Source organism: Paenibacillus riograndensis SBR5, from assembly GCF_000981585.1.
In the GTDB taxonomy this organism is placed as follows: Bacteria; Bacillota; Bacilli; order Paenibacillales; family Paenibacillaceae; genus Paenibacillus_AQ; species Paenibacillus_AQ riograndensis.
On record NZ_LN831776.1, the window covers coordinates 4,428,571 to 4,450,877 of the forward strand.

Here is a 22,307-nt window from a genome sequence, read left to right on the forward strand (position 1 = left end):
TGTATGGACTGCGATTCCTATTTTACCGCCTTGCGGCCTGCTTTTTTCAGCACCAGGAAGCTAAGCGGAGGAATGGTCAGTTCAATGCTGTTCACCTGGTTGTGCCATTCTTTTTTGCTGCTCTTCATCGGGGCATTATGCACACCGGAGCCGCCGAATTCCGTATTTTCGGAACTGAACAGCTCTTCATACGTCCCCGGCCGCGGGACTCCGACCCGGTACATGTGACGCTCCACCGGCTGGAAGTTGATGATAATCAGCAGGGTATCGACCGGCCTTTTGCCCCTGCGGATATAGGAAACGATGCTCTGGCCGCTGTCGTCGGCATCGATCCATTGGTACCCTTCCATCTCATGGTCAAGCTCCCAGAGCGCTCTTTCATTCACGTAGAGCTTGTTTAGCGCTGCCGTGAACGCCAGCATCCGGCGGTGGCTCTCATAATCGAGCAGCAGCCAATCCAGCTGTTCCTGATCCTTCCATTCGATAAACTGGCCAAACTCTCCTCCCATGAACAGCAGCTTTTTGCCGGGATGGCTGATATGGTAGCCCAGAAGCAGGCGAAGTCCGGCGAATTTCTGCTCATAGGTGCCAGGCATTTTGTCCAGCAGCGACTTCTTGCCATGCACCACCTCGTCATGGGACAGCGGGAGGGTGTAATTTTCTGAATAGGCGTAACAGATGGGAAAGGTCAGCAAATTGTGATGGTAGGGTCTTGCCCCAAAATCATGTTCTATGTAACCTAATGTGTCATTCATCCAGCCCATGTTCCATTTGTAGTTGAACCCCAGTCCCCCCTCATGCACCGGAGCTGTAACCCCCGGCCAGGCACTGGATTCCTCTGCCATCATCAACGCTTTGGGATAATAATGAAAAATGGTCTTATTGAGACGCTGGATAAACCGGATGGCCTCCAGATTTTCCAGACCCCCGTTGGCATTTCTGCGGAATTCATGCCCTTTTTTCTCAAAATCCAATCTGAGCATACTGGTGACCGCATCTACACGCATTCCGTCAATATGGAACATCTCGAACCAAAACAGCGCATTTGAGATCAGAAATGAGGAAATTTCCGGTTTGCTGAAATCAAAAGACAATGTTCCCCAGCCCGGCTTCTCCGCCAGCATGGGGTCGGCATATTCATACAGCGGCGTTCCGTCGAACATTCTCAGACCATGGGCATCTTTGGCAAAATGAGCCGGTACCCAGTCCAGCAGCACGCCGATTCCTGCCTGATGCAGCTTGTCGATCAGAAACATCAAATCCTTCGGTTCCCCATAGCGGCTGGTTGCGGCAAAATAACCCGTGCCTTGATATCCCCAGGATAAATCGTAGGGATGCTCGGCAAGCGGCATGAACTCCACATGGGTATAGCTCATTTCCACCAGGTAGGGTATCAGCAGCTCACTCATCTCCCGATAAGTGTATAATCCGCCATCTTCCTTTTGGCGCCAAGTTCCAAAATGCATTTCATAAATGTTCAAAGGTGCATTATAAGGAGCCCTGCTCCGCCGCCGCCAAGCCGCATCCCCCCACACATAGCCGTCCAGATCAGCAACAATGGATGCCGTTGCCGGACGTACCTCTGCCTGGAAGGCATAAGGGTCTGCTTTGAGAAAGTTTGAGCCGTCTGGGCCCACAATCCTGTATTTGTAAAAAGTTCCCGCTTTCATTCCCGGAAAAAAACGACTCCAAAATCCTGAATCGGGTATCTTATATAACGAGTCCACGTCTTCGGTCCCATCCCAGCCGTTATGATTACCAGCCAGTCCTACATATGTCGCATGAGGAGCCCACACGGTAAAGCGTACGCCAGGTATTCCTTCTTCAGCGGCAATGTGCGCGCCCAGCATCGTATAGCTGCGATAATTCGTGCCCTCATGGAACAGATAAATATCATCAGATGACGGGAGGTTAACTGTTGTTGATGTATTGGCCAAATCATCACCACCTTATTATATAGGATGCACCTTTAACATTACCCGAATGTGGAGGTTTTGAAAATGATTTCGGGCAGATTTCCGGGTTTTGAAAAACAAAGAAAATAATTAATGTAATTTTTACAGAAGCGGGGCAATATATTTCACCTATGCGTTTCAAGTGCTTGCGCAGCGTGTATATTACAAGCATTGACAAAAAAATGGGAGGGATAACAAATGAGTAAAAAAGAATGTATCGCCATGCTGCTGGCAGGCGGGGAAGGCCGCAGACTCGCCCCCTTGACTTCCACCATGGCTAAGCCTGCAGTCCCTTTCGGAGGACAATATAGAATCATTGACTTTCCCCTCAGCAATTGTGTAAATTCCAATATTGATACTGTAGGGGTACTGACCCAGTATGAAGCCGATTCTTTGCATAACCATATTGGCGAAGGTGAGCCATGGGGGCTCCATACTCAGTCAAACAAAGGGGTAAAGCTGCTTCCCTCCGGCGTTGAAGGCAGAGACAGCTACACAGGAACAGCCGATGCCATTTATAAAAACATTGAATTTATTGACAGCCACCACCCAGAACATGTTCTTATTCTGTCGGCGGATCATATTTACCATATGAATTACCGGAAAATGCTCGATTATCATCTCAGCAAAAATGCAAAAGCCACCATCTCTGTGATGGAAGTGCCTTGGGAGGAGGCCAGCCGTTTCGGGGTAATGAACGTGAATGATGAGCTTAAAATCTCAGAATTTGCCGAAAAACCCAAGGTTCCGAAGAGCAACCTTGCTTCTATGGGGATTTACTTATTCGAATGGAAATACCTCAAAGAGCATCTGCTGCAGGATGCAGCCGATTCAGCCTCCAGCCATGACTTTGGCAAAGATGTCATTCCAAAGATGCTGGATGGCAACGAAGATTTGTTCGCCTACCGTTTCAACGGGTATTGGCGGGATGTAGGTACGGTTGGCAGTCTGTGGGAAGCGCATATGGATCTGCTGCACGAAGGCAACGGCTTCAAGCTCGACAACTCCCGCTGGCCGATGTACAGCCGGGCCCGCCGGACAAAGCCGGTTGCGCATAAACCGCGCATACAGCTGCCTTCTGCCGACAGCCTTGTGAATGATTCCTGCCTGCTGGAGGGCAGCCTGAACCGTTCGGTCGTCTTCGGCGGGGTTGAAGTCGGCAAGCTGAGCCTGGTGAAACAAAGTGTCATTATGCCCGGAGTAAGAATCGGACGGGGCGTGCTGATTGAGAATGCCATTATAGGCGAAGGGGCTGTCATTAAGGACGGGGCCGTGATCAAGGGCAGTCCGGACAACATTGTAGTTGTCGGCCCGCATGAGATCGTTGCCGCCAAACCGGTCATTAAAACCCAGCCTTCCCGTCTGCTGCAGGAGGTCTATGAGAAAACCGGACGCCTGCGTGCGGAGGGGCTTCCTTCCTAAAGGAAGCTGTAAGGAACAAAACGGCTGTGCCGTCCTCCACGGGACAGCGCAGCCGTCTTGATTCTAGCGTTGTCTGGGGAACGGCCTCCCGTGAACCCTACGGCAACTCTTTAAGTGGAAAAAGGTTAACTAATTTGCCGGAGTTCCCTATTCTCGGCAGATATAAGTGGAAAAAGGGACACTAATTCAGCTCATTTCGCAATTATTCAGGAAAAGTAGCCCAATTTGGTTTACTTTTTCCACTTAACTCTCAGGATTTCTTAATTTCCGGAAAAATAAGTTCCCTTTTTCCAACTAGCACCTGCGAAGAAGCCGGTAGGTAAGTGCTAGTTGTTTCCGGGCAAGCTGGCCTTCGGCACTCCAACAACGGTATTTCTGCCGTTACTCGTTACAAAACCGGCCAAAGAAGGGGGTAAGCTTCGCTTCTCCCAAAATATATAAATTCTTTCAAAAAAGGGATGCTGCGCTGTTATGGATAGCGCGCATCCCTTTTTCTCTAGGCCTTTCTGGCCCGCCATTCCCTGTCCAATATACTCAGTTGTATACAATCGGTGTAGTTCTCCCCGAACAACGCCGCTTCACGTTGAATTGACAGGCTGATATGCCCTACAACCTGATGTTCTTCCCCTTCAACCGCACAATAGATCAGCTTGTCAGATTCCGCCGGATGATGGGCACCTTCCAAATCATTCGTAAGCTGCTTATGGTCCAGCGGATAGGTGAATGAAGGGCCGGCCCACTGTTTGAGAAAGTCCCCTTATGGATCCTAAAACCGTGTTGTAGAGCAGGGAAATGCTCCGGTCTCTGTTCTTCCTCTCCCATCCTTTCATCCCCTACCCTCACTTTATTCCTGCACCAGAGCTAGAGCAGATTCTCTGCCTGCGGAGCCTCCGGCGGAAGCTCTTCTGTCATCGGCAAGATTACGGTCACCTGCGTCCCCTTGCCAAGCTCACTGTCCATTTCCAGCTTGCCCCCGTGGAGCTCGACAATTTGCTGCGAGATCGCAAGCCCCAAACCTGTCCCCCCATTCAGGGCATCCACCTGAAAGAAGCGGTCGCGTACTCTTCCGAGATGGGCCTCACTGATGCCGATCCCGCTGTCCCGCACAATGACCGCCAATTCACTGCCTGTCAGCCGCTGTGCAGACAGGACGATGCTTGAATCCTCGGGAGAAAATTTCACAGCGTTGTCCACCAGATTAAGGAACACTTGCTTCAACCGGTTGGCATCGCCCTTGATAAAGAACGTCTCTTCACATTCCAACAGCAAATGAATCCGTTTTTTCTCTGCTTTGGCCCAGATATTCAGAATGGTCTCCTGCAGCAGCACTTTGATATCCACACGTCCCATGGACAGCTTCATTTCATTCTGCTGCAGTTTGGAGAAATCGAGTATTTCCTCCACCAGCCCGATCAGCCGGTCACTTTCCTTGGAGATGATCCCCATGCCCAGCTTGGTTTCCTCCGGATCATATCCCCCGGAAACGAGCGTTTCGCTCCAGCCCTTGATGCTGGTAAGCGGAGTCCGCAGCTCATGCGAGATGGAGGAAATGAAATCATCCTTGATCTGGTTGCTGCGGATAATCTCATCTGCCATATAATTCAGCGTCGAAGCCAGATCACCGATTTCGTAGCGGTAATCGCCTTTGATGCGGGTAGTGAATTTGCCCTTCGCCATCTGCGCGGAGACAGCGGTGATATTCTTCAGCGGTTTGACAATAGAATTCGCCAGACCGAAGCTGAACAAAACGACAATCGCCATAACCGCTGAGCCAATCCCAATGGATACCAGCGTCAGGTTCAGCAGATCACTGTCGATTCTTTCCATCGAGGTGACGTAACGGATAACATATGTCTCGCGCCCGTTGATATGCACCAGCTTGGAGACGGCCATTACACTTTCGTTCGTCCCCGGCTGGCGGCCTACCCAGCGGCCGACACTTCCCCCCACCGCTTCTGGAACATCACTGGTCGTAATGGTGCGGTCGGGCTGAAATCCGGTGGAACTGATCAGCATATTTCCATCCTGCGTCAGCACCTGCAGTTCCGTATAGTCCATTTCGAAGAAATCGAGCAGCTTTTGCAGTTGATTGGGTGAACGCTCTCCGGAAATCTCATATTTCAGGAAATCCTCTGCCGTCCCGATATGCGTTGTGATTTTACTGTAGACACTGTCGTAATAATACGTCCGGATCGCCAGCAGGAATATAACCTCAACGAGGAGAAGCGCCACAAAGACGACAAAAATATAGTGCAAAACAATCTGTCTGCGCATCCCCTTCTTGATCATTGTCCTTGGCCTTTCCACTTATAGCCGTGGCCCCACACGGTCTGAAGATATTCCGGCTCCGACGGATTATTTTCAATTTTTTGCCGCAGCCGGCGGATGTTAACATCCACTATTTTGGGATCGCCCATATATTCCTTGCCCCAGACATGATCGAGCAGCGAATCACGGCTGAGCGGGGTGTTCTCCATCTCCAGGAAATATTGCACCAGTGAAAATTCAGTCGGGGTCAGCTCAATCGCCTCTCCGCTGCGCTTAAACTGCTTGGAAATCAGGTCGAGCGTAAACGGCCCGGATTGAAAAGAAACCTTGGCTGACTGCTCGCGGTGCACATTGACCCGGCGGAGCAGGGATTGGATGCGGGCAATCAGCTCTGTAGGGCTGAACGGTTTGCTTACATGGTCATCCGCTCCTACTGAAAGTGCATAGACTTTGTCCTGCTCCTGGACCTTCGCGGTCAGAAAAATAATCCCCAGCCGCTCATTGGTCTCTCTGATTCGTCTGCATACCTCAAATCCGTCGATCCCCGGCACCATTACATCCAGCAGCGCGATGTCAATATCGGGCACGGTTGTCAGCTTGTGCAGCGCCTCATTCCCGTCTGCGGCCTCCAGCACCTCAAACCCGTTGCGCTTGAGGTTAATCACAATAAAACTCCGGATGGATTCTTCATCCTCCAGGATCAGTACTTTACTCATCGATTCCCTTCCTTTCAATAGGCGAGGTGATTTTATTGCTGTCTCCCCCGCTTGTATTCTGCTCCAGTTCTCCCCGGTAGCCGATAATTTTGTCCAAATCGCTTCCGAGCATCTCCCAGCCTTCATTTTTCTCCCGGTCCCATTCCGCAGGAGTAAAGAAAGAAACCTCAGCAACCGTCTCCCCGGTGTCCAGCATAATGAATCTTAAATATTTATCCTGGACAGACTTGGTGTCAACCGTCACCTTCTCATACCATTTCGGTAAAATGTTAAGAGTGAACCGGTCCGACGGGTCCTGGTACAGCTGAGCGGAGAAGGTAAGCCCGTTCTTGCCATCCCACTTATAGTATGAATTAAAATACGGAATGGTCTGCGGATCGAAGTATTCCCAGCCCTTGGGAGGCTCAAGCAGACCGATCTCCAAAATGCCGTCCCCGTCGATGTCTTCACTGACAATCTTACGCTCCTTGAAGGTTCTGGCGTCCCCCGGAACAACCACACGCAGCTTGTTGTTCTCCATCACCACCATGGTTGAATAGGCCGAATGGGAATCAATCGCGGCATCCAAGATGATACCTTCTTTATGTTCGGCTACTTTTCCTGAGACAATATTGTAATAATTATTAAAGTACGGATCCAGATCATCAAGTTCATCCAGAACCTTGAACCCGTCGCTGTACTGATAGGTTGCAATCGTGGCAAATTCATTGCGTTTGAAATTTACAACGGTAATGTCCTGAATTCCATCTTCGTTCAGATCGTCCAGCAAATATTTGGTGTACGGCTGTGTCAGCATTTCCTCCAGAACCCCGTTAGAATAACTGTATACTACCATGCCTTTTTCTTCACCGCGCGAGTAGCCTGCAATGATATCCAGCTTGCCGTCACCGGTAACATCCTGAATATTCACAGAGTCCAGCCCGGTTCCGTTGCCGTCAAACACCAGCTTCTTCACCCAGGCTTTATCGTGCTTCTCCAGGATCATGCCGTGAATCTGCACCGTTTCATTCTTCGTCAGATAGAAAACAAGTGTCTCCATGATGCCGTCCTTGTCCAGGTCCTCTGTAAAAATGGCGCTGTCATCATTATTGGCCGGACGAATCAGCGTGGAGCCGGCAGGCTTCAGCGTATTGATCGCTGTCTTCAATGACGCCTTATCGGCGGACAGCTGCGGCGCCCTCATCTTCGAAACAGGATCGCTGATGAAGGTGCAGCCCGACAGCACAGACAGTGACAATGACACCGCCGCCAGGCGCTTCAGAACTTGTCTATTCAACTTCATCACTCTTTCCCGGTTGCCTTCAGTTCGGTTCATTACAGCCGGGCCCGCTCCTGCGAGGTCAGTCTGCGGCCCTTCACATCATGTTTGATTCTTCCGTCTTCGAGCACCCAGATCCGGGTCGCATAACGCTCCGCCAGCTCAATCGGGATCACGGTAATCACCGTAAGCCCGGTTTCCTTGCACAGTTTGCGCAGGGTCTCCAGCACATTCTCCGCTGTTTTGGGATCAAGGCCGGTGACCGGCTCATCTGCCAGTATAACCTTGGCGCCATGCACTAATGCGCGGGCAATGGCCACACGCTGGCGTTCTCCCCCGCTGAGCTGGCTGGTCTTTAGCTTAGCCTTGTCGAGCAGGCCGAGCAAATCCAGCTGGTCCATAGCGCCCATGTAATCATCCGACCGCACCATGCCGGTCACCATCCGCCACAGCGGAGTCTGCGATGACTGACCAATCAGCACGTTCTTAAGCGCCGTCCGGTTCGGATTCAGCTCCGCATTCTGTTCCAGGTATGCCCATTCGCGGCTGATCTTGCGTTTGCCGGCAAAGGCGCTTTTCATAATATCCATTCCATCTACCCTGAAGTTGCCCCGGTCCCATTTCTCCTTAAGCGCCAGGCAGCGCAGCAGCGTCGACTTGCCGCTTCCGCTCGCTCCGAGCAGCACTACCAGTTCGCCTTCTTCTAATTGAAAGCCAATATCCTGCAGCACCGGAATTTTGTCTTCCCCGACTGCTTTGGCCAAATGTTCAACTGTGATCATTGTTCAGCCTCTCCCTGTCTTCATCTCTACTCTATAGTGTACTCTGAAAGCGGGATCAAATTCCATGCGAGCACTCGTTCTTATCTTACCTCAAATCGTCTGCCGTGGCGAGAATAATAACCCGGCCAGGCCGAACAAAATATATAAAATTCCCATTAGCAGAAAAACCCCGCCGCCCCAGCCGAATTGCAGGAGCAGGCCGCCGAGGCCCGGTCCGGTAATACTGCCGATGCTGTAGTGAAAAGAAGAAACTACATTGGCGGCAGGCAGCAGGTTACGCGGCAGGATATCTGCAGCATAGCTGAGTCCGAGCGAGAAAAAAGAGCCTACAAGCCCGCCGGCTGCCATGAGCAAAACCAGGGTCCACAGGAACCGGTCTTCCGCCAGCGGCAGCAGCGCAAACGCCAAACCTCCGCCCACCCCGGAGACAATCAGAATTTTCTTTCGGCCGTAGCGGTCGCTCCATATGCCTAACGGCATCTGCAGCAGCAGTCCGCCAATCCCTGCGAACGGCAGCAGCGCTGCGATCTCATTGGCACTGAAGCCGATGCGCAGACCGTATACCGGGAAGTTGCTGTTCAGGCTTGCTTCCATATACCCGTATAAAAGAGCCGGGATCAGCGCATACCATGCCAGACTGTAGCTGCGGACAAAGCGGCGGGCCTGGCCCTCCCCATGCTCTGCCTTGTCCGGACGGGAATCCGGGAGCTTGAGCAAGACGAGGAGCAGCACGAGGAGAAACAGCAGTGCAATGGCCGCAAATGGCGCCGCCTGCCCGAACCGGAGCAGGCTTATGCCAAGCGGCCCTAGACTGAAGCCAAGCCCGTACGACATCCCGTACAGGGAGAGATTGCGGCCACGGTGCGCGGCAGGCGTCATCAGCAGCACCCAGAGCTGGGCAGCATAATTGATGGCCGAATCCCCCGCGCCAACGAGCAGGCGCAGCAGGAACCAGGCTTTGACTCCAGGAAGCAGCGGAAATAAAATGAGCGATACCAGTACAAGGCTAATTCCGGCTGCGATCAATTGTTTAAAACCGATCCTGCTGAGAATCCGTTCCGCCACCAGCGTCATCGCGAAGGAGCCTACGTACAGTGCGGCGGCATTCAAGCCGTTAAGCGAGGACGAAATCCCCTTTTGCTCCAGAAGAATGGATAATACCGGAAGCAGCAAGCCTTGGCTGAGCCCCGCGGCAATAATAACGGTAATCAGAATGAAGTAATTCAGTTTACTGCTTTGAGTCACAGTTGCAGCGGTACTATCTGGCACGGATGAATCCTCCTATGTATTTCTAAGATTACGAAAACTTACACCGCCCTGGCAAACACCGAACATTATAGTGGACAACCCTCTTCAAAACAAGAGATAATATATAGAAGTGACCGATTTCCTGGGGGTGCAAGCTCGTGAACTATAAATTAGAAATTGATGTATCGCCCGTATACGAACTGCTGGACAGTTTTATGTTATATGTAACCAAAAAATGGAACTCCAATCTGGACATCGGACCCGATTGGATCCGCGATGTCGACAGCCGCATCGCCCCGCAGCAGATTTCTGCACTGCGCCAGGCTGCCGAGTGGCCTTTTGAAGACTATGATGTGCTCTACGCCTGGGCGTACAGCAGAGGCCCTGCTTCCAAAGTCACCCAATTCCTGGATGAGCTGGAGGCCTGCTCGCTGGAGGAATGCTTTGAGCGGACTGCACCTTTTTTCGAATCGTTCACCCTGGAAGAATGCGCCCGGATCAAATACAGCTACACTCCGCTGCTGCGGCTGTGGTACGACCAGTATTTCCGCCATACGGAGCAAAAGATGCTGACGCTGATGATCGAAGACGCCTCGGAGAAAAAAATGCTGGAGAGCAAAATGGATATCGTCGCCCTCATTGAATATGCCTCCGGCGGCATGGTCATCGAGGATATTCCAGAGCTGGAGACCATAGTACTGCTGCCAACCGTCCACAACCGGCCGATCAATACCTATTGCTTCTATAAAAAATTGATGCTGGTGCAATATCCCGTCGATGTGCCGCAGGACAGTGAAGATGAACCGCCTATCGTGCTGCTCCGCTTAACCAAGGCCCTCTCCGACCCGACCCGGCTGCGTATGCTGCGTTTTATCGCCCATGAGCCCAAGACGATGTGGGAGATGCAGTCGGAGCTGAGCCAAACGCGGGAAATGCTGATGCACCACCTGCTCATTCTGCGCGTCGCCGGCCTGCTGCGGGTGCATTTGCGGGGAGAAGGCACGGAGCGCTACAGCATCAGACCCGACGGCGCCTCGGAACTTCAGATGTTCCTGGAGTCTTATATTCGTATATAATAATGATTCAGATATAGATACTTATTAGGAGTGAGCGTTATGAAATATTTGACACAGCAAGTGATTTTCGATCTTGATGACACCCTGGTGCATTGCAACAAATATTTTGACCTCATTCTGGGGCAATATTTCGAGCTGATGTCCGAATGGTTTGGCGAATATGGCGGGACAACCGCCGAATTCCGCAGCAAACAGGTAGAAATTGATGTGCAAACCGTAAGCACAAGCGGACTCGCCAGCGATAATTTTCCGAAATCCCTCATTGCGACGTACCGTTACTTTTGCATCAAATACAACCGGCCGGCTGATCCTTATCAGGAACAACAGCTGATGAAACTCGGAATGAGCGTCTATGATCAGGAGGTTGAGGCCTACCCCGGCATGGTGGAGACGCTGGACACTTTGAAGCAGGACGGACATGCGCTGTACCTCTACACCGGCGGGGACGATACCATCCAGCAGCGCAAAATCGAACAAATGAAGCTTGATGTATATTTCGATGACCGGATCTACATCCGCCAGCACAAAAATGTGGAGGCACTGGAGAATATCCTGAACACGCATAGCTTTGACCGCAAAAACACATGGATGATCGGCAATTCCCTGCGTACGGATGTGCTTCCAGCTTTGACTGCGGGCATCAACAGCATCTACCTGAAGCAGCAAAATGAATGGCTCTACAACCTCATTGAGCTGCAGCGCGAGATGCAGCAGTCCGTCCAGACGATCACCTCCATTAGCGAGGTGCCGCCGGTCATCCGCTCCGCTGCCCTGTACAAAAATCACGGGTGATGCGCATCTTCATGGCTTGTTACAAATGACATATGCAGCCTGCTGCGGGTGTGATTATACTTTATTGAGTAGATTTTCATATCACGCAGGAGGTCCGCAATGAATAAGAAAGCAAATCCCCACACCCCAGCAGGCAACAGACGATTATTGCCGATGCTGCTCGGCGCCGTTGTCGTTCTGCTCATTGGAGTCCTTGTCTTTGTCACAACCAGAGGCACGGCCAGTGAAACTGCCGAACTCGACGATCTCCCGAACTACACGGATGTCAAAGGAACCATCGTTGTTGACGGGCTGAAATACGAGAAGCAGCCGCATCTGGGCAGTGAAAATGCCAAGGTGAAGGTCATCGAATTCGCTGATTTCAAATGCCCTGCCTGCAAAAAATGGACCGAAGCCTATCTGGATACCTTCATCAAGGATTATGTGGATACCGGTAAAGTGCAGTTGTACTTCATGAATTTCGCCTTTCTCGACCGTGACTCCTATCTTGCCGCCAGTGCCGGTGAAGCCATCTACAAACAGAGCAATGAGAAGTTCTGGGAGTATCTGCATAAGCTGTACGAGAACCAAGGGGATGAGAGCAAAATATGGGCCACCCGGAAATTCATCCTGAACTTTGTAAAAAAGAACATTGACGGTATTGATTACGCCAAGTTCGAGCAGGATCTTAAGAACCAGACCTATATGTATGATGTGAAGGAAGACTTCAAAATCGCCGGCTCCTATGGTGTGAACGGCACGCCTAAGTTCATGGTTGACGGCGTATTGCTGCCTGACTCCTCTTATGAGGGGCTGACCGCTGCGATTGAAGCCGGGCTGGCTAAAGCCCGCTAGCAGCCTGAGCAGGACAAGTGAATGTGTCAGATTATTCAAAATGAAAGAGGATGTGCCCGGCCTTCATATTGATGGCCAGGCACATCCTCTTTTGTCATGGCATCGGCAGCCTGCCCAGGACAAGACAGGGAGAGCTGAAGATCCCCTTACTCGATGCCGAGCTGTCCGGTGTCGCTGCTCTTCAGCACCAGCTTGCCCTCCAGCGGTGAGCCATCCTCTGCAGTAAGCTTCAGCTTGCCGGTCTTCCCCTTCTCGATCAGCGCCTTCACCTGGGCATCGGTAAGCGTCCGGCCATACGTTTCTTTCCAGATGACGAATTTGCAGCCTTCCTTGTAATGGGAGCAGCCATAACCTTTGCGGCCCATAAAAATCATGCCGCCGCAGCCCGGACGCGGGCAGGCTCCAATGATTTTGGGTCCGGCATCCGCTGCGCTTCCGGCTGAAGCCTGCCTGCTGCGGGCAGGCTTCACGGCAGCCGTCTTCCCCCCTTCCCCGCTGCGCTTCCCCGGCGCCGCTTTTCCGGCCGGCTTGCTGGAACCAGCGGTACTCCGGCCTTTGGCTCCGCCGCGGAGTGAAGGCGTCTCTCCTTCGAAGGAGGTTCTGTCCGCCCTGGACTGCACCCGGACCTTATCCACAATCATAGAAGCGAAGCGTTTCACATTCGCCATGAACTGGCTGTCTGCCGCTGTTCCTCTGGCGATTTCATTCAGGCGCCGCTCCCACTGCCCGGTCATTTCCGGCGAGGTCAGCAGCTCGACGCCGGCACCGCGGATCAGTTCAATCGCCGTGCGGCCCTTTTGTGTAATGGCTATTTTTTTACCCTGCATCTCCACATAACCGACATTCTTCAGCCGTTCAATGGTTGCCGCCCGGGTAGCCGGTGTGCCCAGCCCTGAATCCTTCATGGCATCGCGCAGCTCTTCATCTTCAATCTGCTTGCCGGCACTCTCCATGGCTTTCAAGAGGGTACCCTCGGTATAATGCTTGGGCGGCTGGGTGTCCTTTTCTTTGACCACGGCATCGCTGCAGAGCACACCGGCATGCGGATCTATGGAGAACGGCTCATTGACCTCAATTTCCTCTTCTTCGTCTTCCTCCTTGCCTTTGCCTTTGGCGGGCTTCTTATCCTTCTTCTGATCGCCGTAAATGACCTTCCAGCCCAGACTCAGAAGTTCCTTGACCGTTGTCTTGAAATTTTCGCCTTCCACCTCAGTAATGACTGTATGCACCTTATACTCTGCAGCCGGATAGAACTGTGAGAGAAATCGGCGGACAATCAGATCATAGAGCTTGGCCTCATCGGTGCTCAGTCCGGAAGCCTTGCGGTTCGTCGGCAGGATGGCATGGTGATCCTCAACCTTGGAGGGGTTGCAGACAAATTTGTTTCCTTTGTGCACCAGATTCCGGTTCGCCCCTTTGACCCACTCGTCATAGGTTGTCCCCTGGAGCGCAGAGAGCGTCTTATGCATTTCCGGAATATTCTGTTCGGTGACATAGTTCGAGTTGGTACGCGGATAAGAAATCACCTTATGCTTCTCGTAAAGCGCCTGGGCAAGATCAAGCGTTTTTTTAGCCGAAAAAGCATATTTGCCGTTCGCTTCCCGCTGCAGCAGCGTCAAGTCATACAGCTTGTTCGGGTATTCCTTGGTCTCCTTCACCTCATAGGATGCGATTCTGGCCGGTTTGCCCTTGACCTTGGCCGCGAGCGCTTCAGCCTTGGCTCCGTCGGTCATCCGCTCCCCCTGCCACATCCCTTTGTAGACCACTTCATTCTGGGTAAAATGCCCTTCAACTTCAAAAAATTTCAGCGAAGAGAAGGCTTCAATCGTCTTCTGCCGGTCATAGATCAGCGCAAGCACAGGGGTCTGCACCCGGCCTACCGAGAGCAGCACATTATGCTTGGTCGTGAACGCACGCGAGCCATTCATCCCAATCAGCCAATCCGCCTCACTGCGCGCCTTGGCGGCCTTGGTCAAATTCTCATATTCCGAGCCGTCCTTCAGCTCCTGAAACCCTTTGCGGATGGTTTCCGGCGTCAGGTCGGAGATCCACAGGCGCTTCACGGGCTGGCTGAGCTTCAGATGCCGCTGAATCAGCGAGAAGATATGCTGCCCCTCACGCCCGGCATCACAGGAATTCACCAGCAGGTCGCTGCGTTTCGCCAGCTCGCCGATCACCTTCAGCTGATCCAGCGTACGCGCATTCGGCACCAGCTTGAACTCCTCGGGAATGATCGGCAGGTCGTTAATGTTCCATTTTTTGTACTTTGAATCATATGCTTCCGGTTCGGCCAGACCGATCAGATGGCCGATGGCCCAGGTAATAATATACTGCTCGCCTTCCAGATAAGAACGGTAGTTTTTGGCCTTCGGTTCTATTGCGGCGGCGATATTCCGCCCCATATCCGGTTTCTCCGCAATAATAAGTGTCTTCAAAAAGTATCGCTCCTTAGCCTCAATCTTCCAAAATACGTCCAGTAGTCTATTATACCATCAACTCCGCCACTTTTTAACGCATTCCCGGAAACTTTACCCCCTCAGCAGTTCCCCCGGAAGTAATCCGCGATACCGCTTCTGCTATGCCAATAACCTCTTTGCTGTTCGAGCCCCGGTCCATAAATTCCACCTTCCCTTCGGCCGCAGCCTTGCCCACAACAATGGTTACGGGTATCCCCATGAGGATCGAGTCTTTGAACTTCACGCCTGCGCGTTCATCCCTGTCGTCCAGCAAGACTTCAATTCCAAGCTGGGCAAGCTGTTCATACAGAGCTTCCGCAGCCGCTGTCTGCACCTCGTCTTGGATAGACATCAGCAGGATATGAACCCGGTAAGGGGCCAGTGCCGCAGGCCAGATAAGCCCCTGCCCATCGTTGTTCTGCTCAGCCACTGCAGCCAGCAGCCGCGAAATTCCGATACCGTAGCAGCCCATTATCATCAGCTTGCTCCGGCCGTTGGCGTCCAGAACCGAAGCCCCAAGCTTCTCGCTGTATTTCGTCCCCAGCTTGAAAATATGCCCGATCTCAATCCCCTGTTGAAAATGCAGGACGCCTTTTCCGCATACAGGACAGGTCTCCCCTTCCTCTGCTGTGCGGAAATCAGCCACGTGTTCCAGAGCGAAATCCCGGCCAGGCACGACATCCCTCAGGTGGAAATCCCGTTCTCCGGCTCCGGTAATCCCGGAAGTCATTGCAGCCACCGCCCGGTCAACCAGTAAAGTCACAGGAAGTCCAACCGGCCCGACATAACCGCTCTCAACAAAGGCCGCCGCCTGTACCGTCTCCGAATCCGCCAGAGCAATCTCGCTGGCTCCGATATAATTCCGGACCTTAACCTCATTCACCTCATGATCCCCGCGAACGAGCACGGCAAAGGTTTTGCCGCCGCCCTGATAGATCAGTGTCTTCATCACCTGGTCCGGTGCAATCTGCAGTTCCTGCTCCAGTTGATCAATCGTCCGGAGGCCAGGGGTGTGGAATTTCTCAGCAGCAGGCAGATTGCTGACGTTCCGCTGCACCGCCTCCGCCTCAGTATGGACTTCAGCCTGCTCCAGGTTAGCGGCATAATCACAAGCCGAACATACCGCAACCGTATCCTCGCCTATGCCCGATATAGCCATGAATTCATGGGTTTCCCCTTGCCCGCCTATCGCCCCGGCATCGGCGTGCACAGCCCGGTAGACAAGACCGCAGCGTTCAAAAATCCGCTGATACGCCTTGTACATTCTGCTATACGTGTCATCCAGCCCTTCCCAGCCGGTATCAAAAGAGTAAGCGTCCTTCATCAGAAACTCTCTGCCCCGCATCAACCCGGAACGGGGACGGCGCTCATCGCGGAATTTGGTCCCGATCTGATAGACGGTAATTGGCAATTTCCGGTACGAGCTGATTTCCCCCCGCATTAGCGAAGTAATCACCTCTTCATGTGTCGGCCCCAGCACAAATTCACGGTCATGACGGTCGCTCAGCTTCATAAGCTCCTTGCCGTAGACCTCGTAACGTTCTGACTCCTTCCACAGCTCTGCAGGCTGCATCGATGGCATCAGCAGTTCCTGCGCACCGGCGGCGTCCATTTCCTCTCGCACGATAGCTTCAATCTTGCGCAGCACCTTCCGCCCCAGAGGCAGATAAGTATAAATTCCCGCTGCCAGCTGGCGGATATAACCGGCACGCAGCAGCAGCTGGTGGTTAACGGTCTCCGCCTCCGCAGGCGCTTCCCGCAGGGTAGTTGCTAACAAATGACTTTGGCGCATATTCTTCAACCTCTCTTAAGTAAATTCAAGTGAAAGACAGTGCCTGGAATGAACACAAAAAAGACACATCCGCCAGGGACGAATGTGCCGTGTTACCACCCTGTTTCAACCGCCGCTCCAAACCCGGCAGTCCTCATTCGGATAACGGCCGATTCCGGCAGCACGTAATGCTGCAGCTTCCAAGGCAGGATATGCTTCTCTCGTTCTGTGAGGGACCTTTCAGCCGGTGAATCCCTTCTCTGTACTAACGATCCTTGAAACATAGATCCTCGGTCAATGCTGTTCGGTATAAATAGTGTTTTTAATCTATACGATTTTCAGGGCTGCGTCAAGTTTCTATAGTTTTCATAAAAAGCAATGCGCAAATTAAATATTTTTCATCTACCGCATTAGATATGAAATTATTGTGTCAATCAACCGAATATATCAGTAGAGTTTATCAAAGAAAGGCTGCGAAGAAGATGGAGCGATCATTTTCTCCGTATCCAAGGGGGAGACACTACTATGAACATTATTCAACGACTATTCCAAAAAGCCGCATCCAGATCACTCCAGAAGCGAATGATGCTAATCTTCACCCTGATGCTGGTTATCCCCATCCTCCTTGTGAGTTATTTCTCCTATTCCAGTTCGAAGAAGCAATTGGAACTGAAGATGCAGGAATCTACGCATTCCAGCGTAGAGATGCTGCAAGGAACGATCAATGAAACCATCAGCGCCGCCGAACGGAATGTCCGGCAGCTCAGCCAACAGGTAACCACCGCTGACATTGAAGCCAAGAACCCGGAGACCAAGGCACTGATTGAATTATTCATGAAGGAGCACCCGGAGCTGGAAGTCATAACACTGGGAAGCAGCAGCGGCGCATGGATGAAATCACCCAATATCGGGCAGCAGGATTATGACCCCCGGACCCGCGACTGGTTCAAAGCCTCCATGGCTAATGCCGGTAATGTAACTATTATTGATCCTTTTGTCTCCCTGACTACAGGCAATTACAACCTGTTCATTTCCGAGTCGCTTAAGGACGGCAAAGGAGCTTTAACCACAAGTCTTGCACTTAAGCATATGGGTGAGATGATCAACAAGGTCAAGCTTGGCAGAGACGGTTATATTTTCGTAGTGGACCGCAACAAGAAGTTCGTCTCCCATCCGGTTAAAAAAGCGGGAGATGAGGTTGCTGAGGACGTAATCCAACTGCTGGACAAAGACAGCGGAGACTTGTCATACACCAGTCCGGATACGGGTCTGCAAATGCGCGGTTACTATACCACCGACAAGACCACCGGGTTCAAAATTGTCGGAGTACTCTCCACAAAAGAGTTTTCGGATGCTTCCCTCCCGGTTCTGTACAATGGTCTGATCGTATTGGGTGCAGCTCTGGTTATCGCCCTGCTCATGATGTTCTTTATTATCAAGGCTATCACAAAACCTATTTTGAGCTTGAACCGGTCCGCCCGCCGGGTCAGCGAAGGTTATCTGAACGAAGAGATCCGGATTAACCGTACCGACGAGATCGGCCAGCTGGCCCAGAATTATAATCTCATGGTTGGCTCACTCCGCAATATCGTTGTAGATATCTCGGATACCTCCGGCGTACTAGCCTCTTCAAGCCAGCAATTGACCGCTACAACCGAAGAAAACTCCAGGGCGACAGGCTATGTTGCCGAGCTGGTGCAGAATTCCTCAATGGAAGCCGAGACCCAGACCGCTGCGATGGCAGAAACTGCCCGGGCGATGGAAGAAATGTCTTCCGGCATTCAAAAAATTGCCGAGGCTGCCGCCTCTATCGTTGATTCGTCCGCAGACACCGACGCCGATGTATCGACAGGCAGCCGGAAAATCGCACAGATGAGTCTTCAAATGGATGCGATCCGCCAATCTACCCATCAATCCTCTGAGCTGATCAGCCAGTTGAACGGACTGAACAGCCAGGTTTCGGAGATGAGCAGCGCCATTTCCAATATTGCCGTCCAGACCAATCTGCTCTCATTGAACGCTGGCATCGAAGCTGCCCGGGCCGGTGAACACGGCCGGGGCTTCGCAGTGGTAGCTTCTGAGGTTCGCAAGCTGGCGGATCAGTCGAAGACAACGGCCGGAAATATCCAGGATACCATTGAGCAGATGACCGAGCTCATTGACCGCACGTATCAGGCCATTCACGTCACCGTGGCTGCCGATGTGGAGCTTGGCATCCAGGCCACGACTGAAGCCAAAGAGGCTTTTATCAGCATTGAACAGTCGACCGCAAAAATCAACGGCCAGATCCATGACATCTCAGCCATCACCGAACAAATGTCGGCCGGAGCGCAAGAGGTAGCAGCTTCTGTACAGGAGATCTCCAACATCTCCCGTTCGACCTCCGATGCCTTCCAGAACGTTACGGCAGCGACGGAACAGCAGCTGGCCTCGATGGAGGAAATCTCCGCTTCCTCAACCGAGCTGTCCAAAATGGCTGCCGACCTGCAGCACAAAATCGAGCGTTTCAAGCTTGAAGAATAGATGCACGCCTAAAAAAGCCGTCTCAACCGCGTATAGCGGGGGAGACGGCTTTTGGTTTACAGCATCCGGCTTAGACCAGAACAGTCGAGCCCATCAAATATTTATCCACTTCACGGGCGGCTTCGCGCCCTTCATTGATTGCCCATACCACCAGACTTTGCCCACGGCGCATATCTCCGGCAGCAAACACTTTATCCACATTGGTGTTGAACTTTCCATAGCGGGCTTTCACGTTGCTGCGGCGGTCCGTGTCAAGCTTCAGCTCTTCAATAATATCCTGCTCCGGTCCGTCGAAGCCAATGGCGATCAGCGCAAGCTGAGCCGGATACACAGCCTCAGTTCCAGGAATCGGCTGATAGATCTTCCGTCCGGTCTCATCGACCATACGCTGGATTTGCACGGTGTGAAGCTCCTTCAGATTCCCTTCTTCGTCACCAACGAATTTGGTAGTCATGATAGAGAACTCACGGGGATCATCACCAAAGACAGCCTTGGCTTCCTGCTGCGCATAATCCAGGGTATATACATTCGGGAATTGCGGCCACGGATTCGCGATGGGATCACGCTCCAGCGGAGCCTTGTCATGGGTTCCGAACTGGGTGATGCTGCTGCAGCCGTGACGCAGCGCAGTCGCTACACAGTCAGAGCCGGTGTCGCCCCCGCCAAGCACAATTACGTCCTTACCTGCCGCAGACACATAATTTCCATCTTCCAGCTTGGAATTAAGGTAGCTCTTGATCGTTCCGTTCAAATAATCCATTGCGTACATAACGCCATTCAGTTCACTGCCTTCTACATTGAAACGGCGGGCCTTGGTCGCTCCACCGCATAGAACCACAGCGTCATATTCATCGACGAGCTGCTGTGCGGGAATATCCTTGCCGATTTCGGTGTTCACAACAAACTTCACACCTTCAGCAGCCAGCAGATCCACCCGGCGCTGAACCACACGTTTATCCAGCTTCATCGTTGGAATACCGTAAGTGAGCAATCCGCCAATGCGGTCGCTGCGTTCAAATACCGTTACGGTATGCCCGGCTTTGTTCAGCTGTGCAGCAGCAGCAAGACCGGCAGGTCCGGAGCCGACGATGGCAACCGTTTTACCTGTCCGTTTCTCCGGCGGATTCGGCACAACCCAGCCTTCCTCGAACCCTTTATCGATAATCGCCAGCTCAATGGTCTTGATCGTCACCGGCTGCCCGATCAGACCGACGGTACAGGAGCCTTCACAAGGCGCAGGACAGATGCTGCCGGTGAATTCGGGGAAATTGTTCGTCTTGTGCAGCCGCTCCAGCGCTTCCTTCCACAATCCCCGGTATACCAGATTGTTCCACTCCGGTATAAGATTGTGAACCGGACATCCCGAAGTGCCGCCGCTCATATCAATGCCGGTATGGCAGTAAGGAGTTCCGCAGTCCATACACCGTGCACCCTGTGTCCGAAGCTCGTCCTCGGTTAAATGATGGTGGAACTCTTCCCAGTCTTTTACGCGCTGCGCAGGATCCCGATCACCTGGGAGCTGGCGTTTATACTCCATAAATCCAGTAGGTGTAGACATATTTACGATTCCCCCATCCGATCTCTTCGTGTTGATTGTATAGTACATTGTAGCATATTGCGGCATCCATATGTTTTTCAGCGCAATGAAGTACCTGCACATTCTATATTACTTAAACGTTTAGCATTTCTAATTTTAATAATTATAGTAGCATCCAACACTTTCGCACTGTAATGGACTAATTTGCTGATTATTTGTACTATTTCACATGTTGTGTTAGAGAAAACGCTTTTTTTCAAACCGGACGTTCATAAACATAGAACCGGTAATCATACGGATTCTTTTCATCCCGGATTCCCGGGCTGTTAGAGATTTCTCTCCACCCGCTCCAGTCGACCTCCGGAAACCTCGTATCCCCTTCAAAGTCCTGGGCAATCCGGGTTACCAGCAGCTTGTCGGCATAGGGCAGCATCATTTTGTAAATCTCTGCACCGCCTATAACCATCAGTTCATCATCCCGGCGGCCTTCGGCCACCGCTTCTTCCAGGGAGTGGACAATTTCAGCCCCCTCGGGAGCAAAGCTGCGGTCTCGTGTGAGGACAATGCTTGTTCGGCCTTTTAACGGCTTGCCGCCCAGTGAATCCCAGGTTTTGCGGCCCATCAGCATTCTCTTTCCCAGCGTCTGCGACTTGAAATAGTCAAAGTCACGCGGCAGATGCCAGGGCATATCATTGTCCTTGCCGATGACACCGTTGGCTGCCATGGCCCAAATCAGGCTAATGCTCATGCAGCTCCTCCTCTACTCAAGAATCTCTTTTCCCACCGCAAAGGGTTATATCGCAACCGGGGCTTTAATTCCCGGATGATGCTCATAACCGACAAATTCGAAATCCTCGAAGGTATAGTCAAAAATACTCTCAGGCTGTCTGCGGATCACCAGCTTCGGCAACGGATAAGGCTCTCTCGCCAACTGGGTGGCCACCTGTTCCAGATGATTTGTATATATATGCACATCTCCCCCGGACCAGATGAATTCTCCCACCTCAAGCCCGGTCTGCTGGGCTACCATATGCGTCAGCAGCGCATAGCTGGCTATGTTGAAGGGCAATCCCAGGAAAGTATCCACGGAACGCATGGTCAGCATGCAGGAAAGCTTGCCGTCTGCCACGTAGAACTGAAATACAAAATGGCAGGGCGGCAGCTTCATCTGCTCTATTTCACCCACATTCCAGGCGCTGACGATATGGCGGCGCGAATCCGGGTTGTTCTTAATCGAATCGATCACAGCGGCGATCTGGTCAATGTGGCGGCCATCCGCACTCTCCCACGCCCGCCACTGAGAGCCGTAGACAGGTCCAAGCTCGCCATTGGGGTCGGCCCATTCATCCCAGATCGAAACTCCATGTTCTTTCAAATAGGAGGTATTGGTATCCCCCTTCAAAAACCAAAGGAGCTCATGTATTACCGACTTCAGATGGATACGCTTGGTGGTTACCAGCGGAAACCCTTCGGCCAGATCGAACCGGAGCTGGCGTCCAAATACAGATAATGTGCCAGTTCCTGTCCGGTCGCTTTTGGAGGCGCCGTGGTCTAAGATATCCTGAAGCAAATCCAAATATTTACGCAATTGTCCAGCACCCCTCTCCACTATTTTTTCTTTTATCAGTTTACCATGACCTAACGGTCCTTGTAACTTGTTAACACTTAG

At 52.1% G+C, this 22,307-nt stretch carries 17 protein-coding genes; 5 read left to right on the top strand and 12 right to left on the bottom strand.

Annotated features, from left to right (window positions below; genetic code table 11):
- Nucleotides 1–17: 17 nt before the first annotated feature.
- Complete coding sequence (glgB, locus tag PRIO_RS18665) at nt 18–1,937, bottom strand: 1,4-alpha-glucan branching protein GlgB (protein WP_046504066.1); 1,920 nt, start codon at nt 1,935–1,937, stop codon at nt 18–20.
- Between the two features lie 216 nt (nt 1,938–2,153).
- Between glgB and PRIO_RS18670 the strand changes: the two genes are divergently transcribed.
- Nucleotides 2,154–3,377: a glucose-1-phosphate adenylyltransferase gene (locus tag PRIO_RS18670; protein ID WP_020429874.1), complete on the top strand. Its 1,224-nt coding sequence runs from the start codon at nt 2,154–2,156 to the stop codon at nt 3,375–3,377.
- Nucleotides 3,378–3,873: 496 nt separating this feature from the next.
- Here the strand turns inward: PRIO_RS18670 and PRIO_RS18675 are convergent, their stop codons facing one another.
- The 6 genes from PRIO_RS18675 to PRIO_RS18700 form a co-directional block, all read right to left on the bottom strand.
- Entirely contained in the window at nt 3,874–4,062 is a 189-nt protein-coding gene (locus tag PRIO_RS18675) for a hypothetical protein (protein WP_020431218.1), read from the bottom strand.
- 176 nt (nt 4,063–4,238) lie between these two features.
- Nucleotides 4,239–5,666, bottom strand: a complete 1,428-nt coding sequence (locus tag PRIO_RS18680) for a sensor histidine kinase (protein WP_020431217.1) — start codon at nt 5,664–5,666, stop codon at nt 4,239–4,241.
- Nucleotides 5,663–6,361: a response regulator transcription factor gene (locus PRIO_RS18685; RefSeq protein WP_020431216.1), complete on the bottom strand. Its 699-nt coding sequence runs from the start codon at nt 6,359–6,361 to the stop codon at nt 5,663–5,665. Before PRIO_RS18685 ends, PRIO_RS18680 begins: the two co-directional genes overlap by 4 nt.
- Complete coding sequence (locus tag PRIO_RS18690; RefSeq protein ID WP_020431215.1) at nt 6,354–7,676, bottom strand: hypothetical protein; 1,323 nt, start codon at nt 7,674–7,676, stop codon at nt 6,354–6,356. Before PRIO_RS18690 ends, PRIO_RS18685 begins: the two co-directional genes overlap by 8 nt.
- Nucleotides 7,676–8,401 (bottom strand): phosphonate ABC transporter ATP-binding protein, encoded by a 726-nt coding sequence (locus PRIO_RS18695; protein WP_046504070.1) that lies wholly within the window; start codon nt 8,399–8,401, stop codon nt 7,676–7,678. The genes PRIO_RS18690 and PRIO_RS18695 overlap by 1 nt, the downstream gene beginning before the upstream one ends.
- Before the next feature lie 90 nt (nt 8,402–8,491).
- On the bottom strand, nt 8,492–9,670 hold the full coding sequence (locus PRIO_RS18700; protein WP_231869716.1) for an MFS transporter: 1,179 nt from the start codon (nt 9,668–9,670) through the stop codon (nt 8,492–8,494).
- A 137-nt stretch (nt 9,671–9,807) separates the two neighbouring features.
- On the opposite strand from PRIO_RS18700, the gene PRIO_RS18705 reads away from it, so the two are divergent.
- From PRIO_RS18705 to PRIO_RS18715, 3 genes are all read left to right on the top strand, one after another.
- The gene (locus tag PRIO_RS18705) at nt 9,808–10,725 is read left to right on the top strand and encodes an ArsR/SmtB family transcription factor (RefSeq protein ID WP_020431212.1); all 918 of its coding nucleotides are present in this window, start codon (nt 9,808–9,810) and stop codon (nt 10,723–10,725) included.
- A 39-nt stretch (nt 10,726–10,764) separates the two neighbouring features.
- Complete coding sequence (locus PRIO_RS18710; RefSeq protein ID WP_020431211.1) at nt 10,765–11,517, top strand: HAD family hydrolase; 753 nt, start codon at nt 10,765–10,767, stop codon at nt 11,515–11,517.
- 99 nt (nt 11,518–11,616) lie between these two features.
- Complete coding sequence (locus PRIO_RS18715) at nt 11,617–12,351, top strand: DsbA family protein (protein ID WP_020431210.1); 735 nt, start codon at nt 11,617–11,619, stop codon at nt 12,349–12,351.
- A gap of 146 nt (nt 12,352–12,497) precedes the next feature.
- Here the strand turns inward: PRIO_RS18715 and PRIO_RS18720 are convergent, their stop codons facing one another.
- Together PRIO_RS18720 and PRIO_RS18725 are read right to left on the bottom strand one after the other, a co-directional pair.
- A complete protein-coding gene (locus PRIO_RS18720) occupies nt 12,498–14,786 on the bottom strand; it encodes a type IA DNA topoisomerase (protein WP_046504073.1) in 2,289 nt (762 codons plus the stop codon).
- A gap of 73 nt (nt 14,787–14,859) precedes the next feature.
- Nucleotides 14,860–16,599, bottom strand: a complete 1,740-nt coding sequence (locus PRIO_RS18725) for a proline--tRNA ligase (RefSeq protein ID WP_046504076.1) — start codon at nt 16,597–16,599, stop codon at nt 14,860–14,862.
- Between the two features lie 504 nt (nt 16,600–17,103).
- On the opposite strand from PRIO_RS18725, the gene PRIO_RS18730 reads away from it, so the two are divergent.
- Complete coding sequence (locus PRIO_RS18730; RefSeq protein ID WP_020431206.1) at nt 17,104–19,101, top strand: methyl-accepting chemotaxis protein; 1,998 nt, start codon at nt 17,104–17,106, stop codon at nt 19,099–19,101.
- 70 nt (nt 19,102–19,171) lie between these two features.
- Here the strand turns inward: PRIO_RS18730 and PRIO_RS18735 are convergent, their stop codons facing one another.
- The 3 genes from PRIO_RS18735 to thyA all read right to left on the bottom strand — a co-directional run bounded on the left by PRIO_RS18735 (nt 19,172) and on the right by thyA (nt 22,226).
- Nucleotides 19,172–20,659 (bottom strand): glutamate synthase subunit beta, encoded by a 1,488-nt coding sequence (locus PRIO_RS18735; RefSeq protein WP_046504079.1) that lies wholly within the window; start codon nt 20,657–20,659, stop codon nt 19,172–19,174.
- A 235-nt stretch (nt 20,660–20,894) separates the two neighbouring features.
- Nucleotides 20,895–21,386 carry a dihydrofolate reductase gene (locus PRIO_RS18740; protein WP_020431202.1) on the bottom strand — a complete coding sequence of 164 codons (492 nt, stop codon included), beginning with the start codon at nt 21,384–21,386 and terminating at the stop codon, nt 20,895–20,897.
- Between the two features lie 45 nt (nt 21,387–21,431).
- Nucleotides 21,432–22,226, bottom strand: coding sequence for a thymidylate synthase (thyA, locus tag PRIO_RS18745; protein ID WP_046504083.1), 795 nt, complete (start codon nt 22,224–22,226; stop codon nt 21,432–21,434).
- Nucleotides 22,227–22,307: the final 81 nt, after the last annotated feature.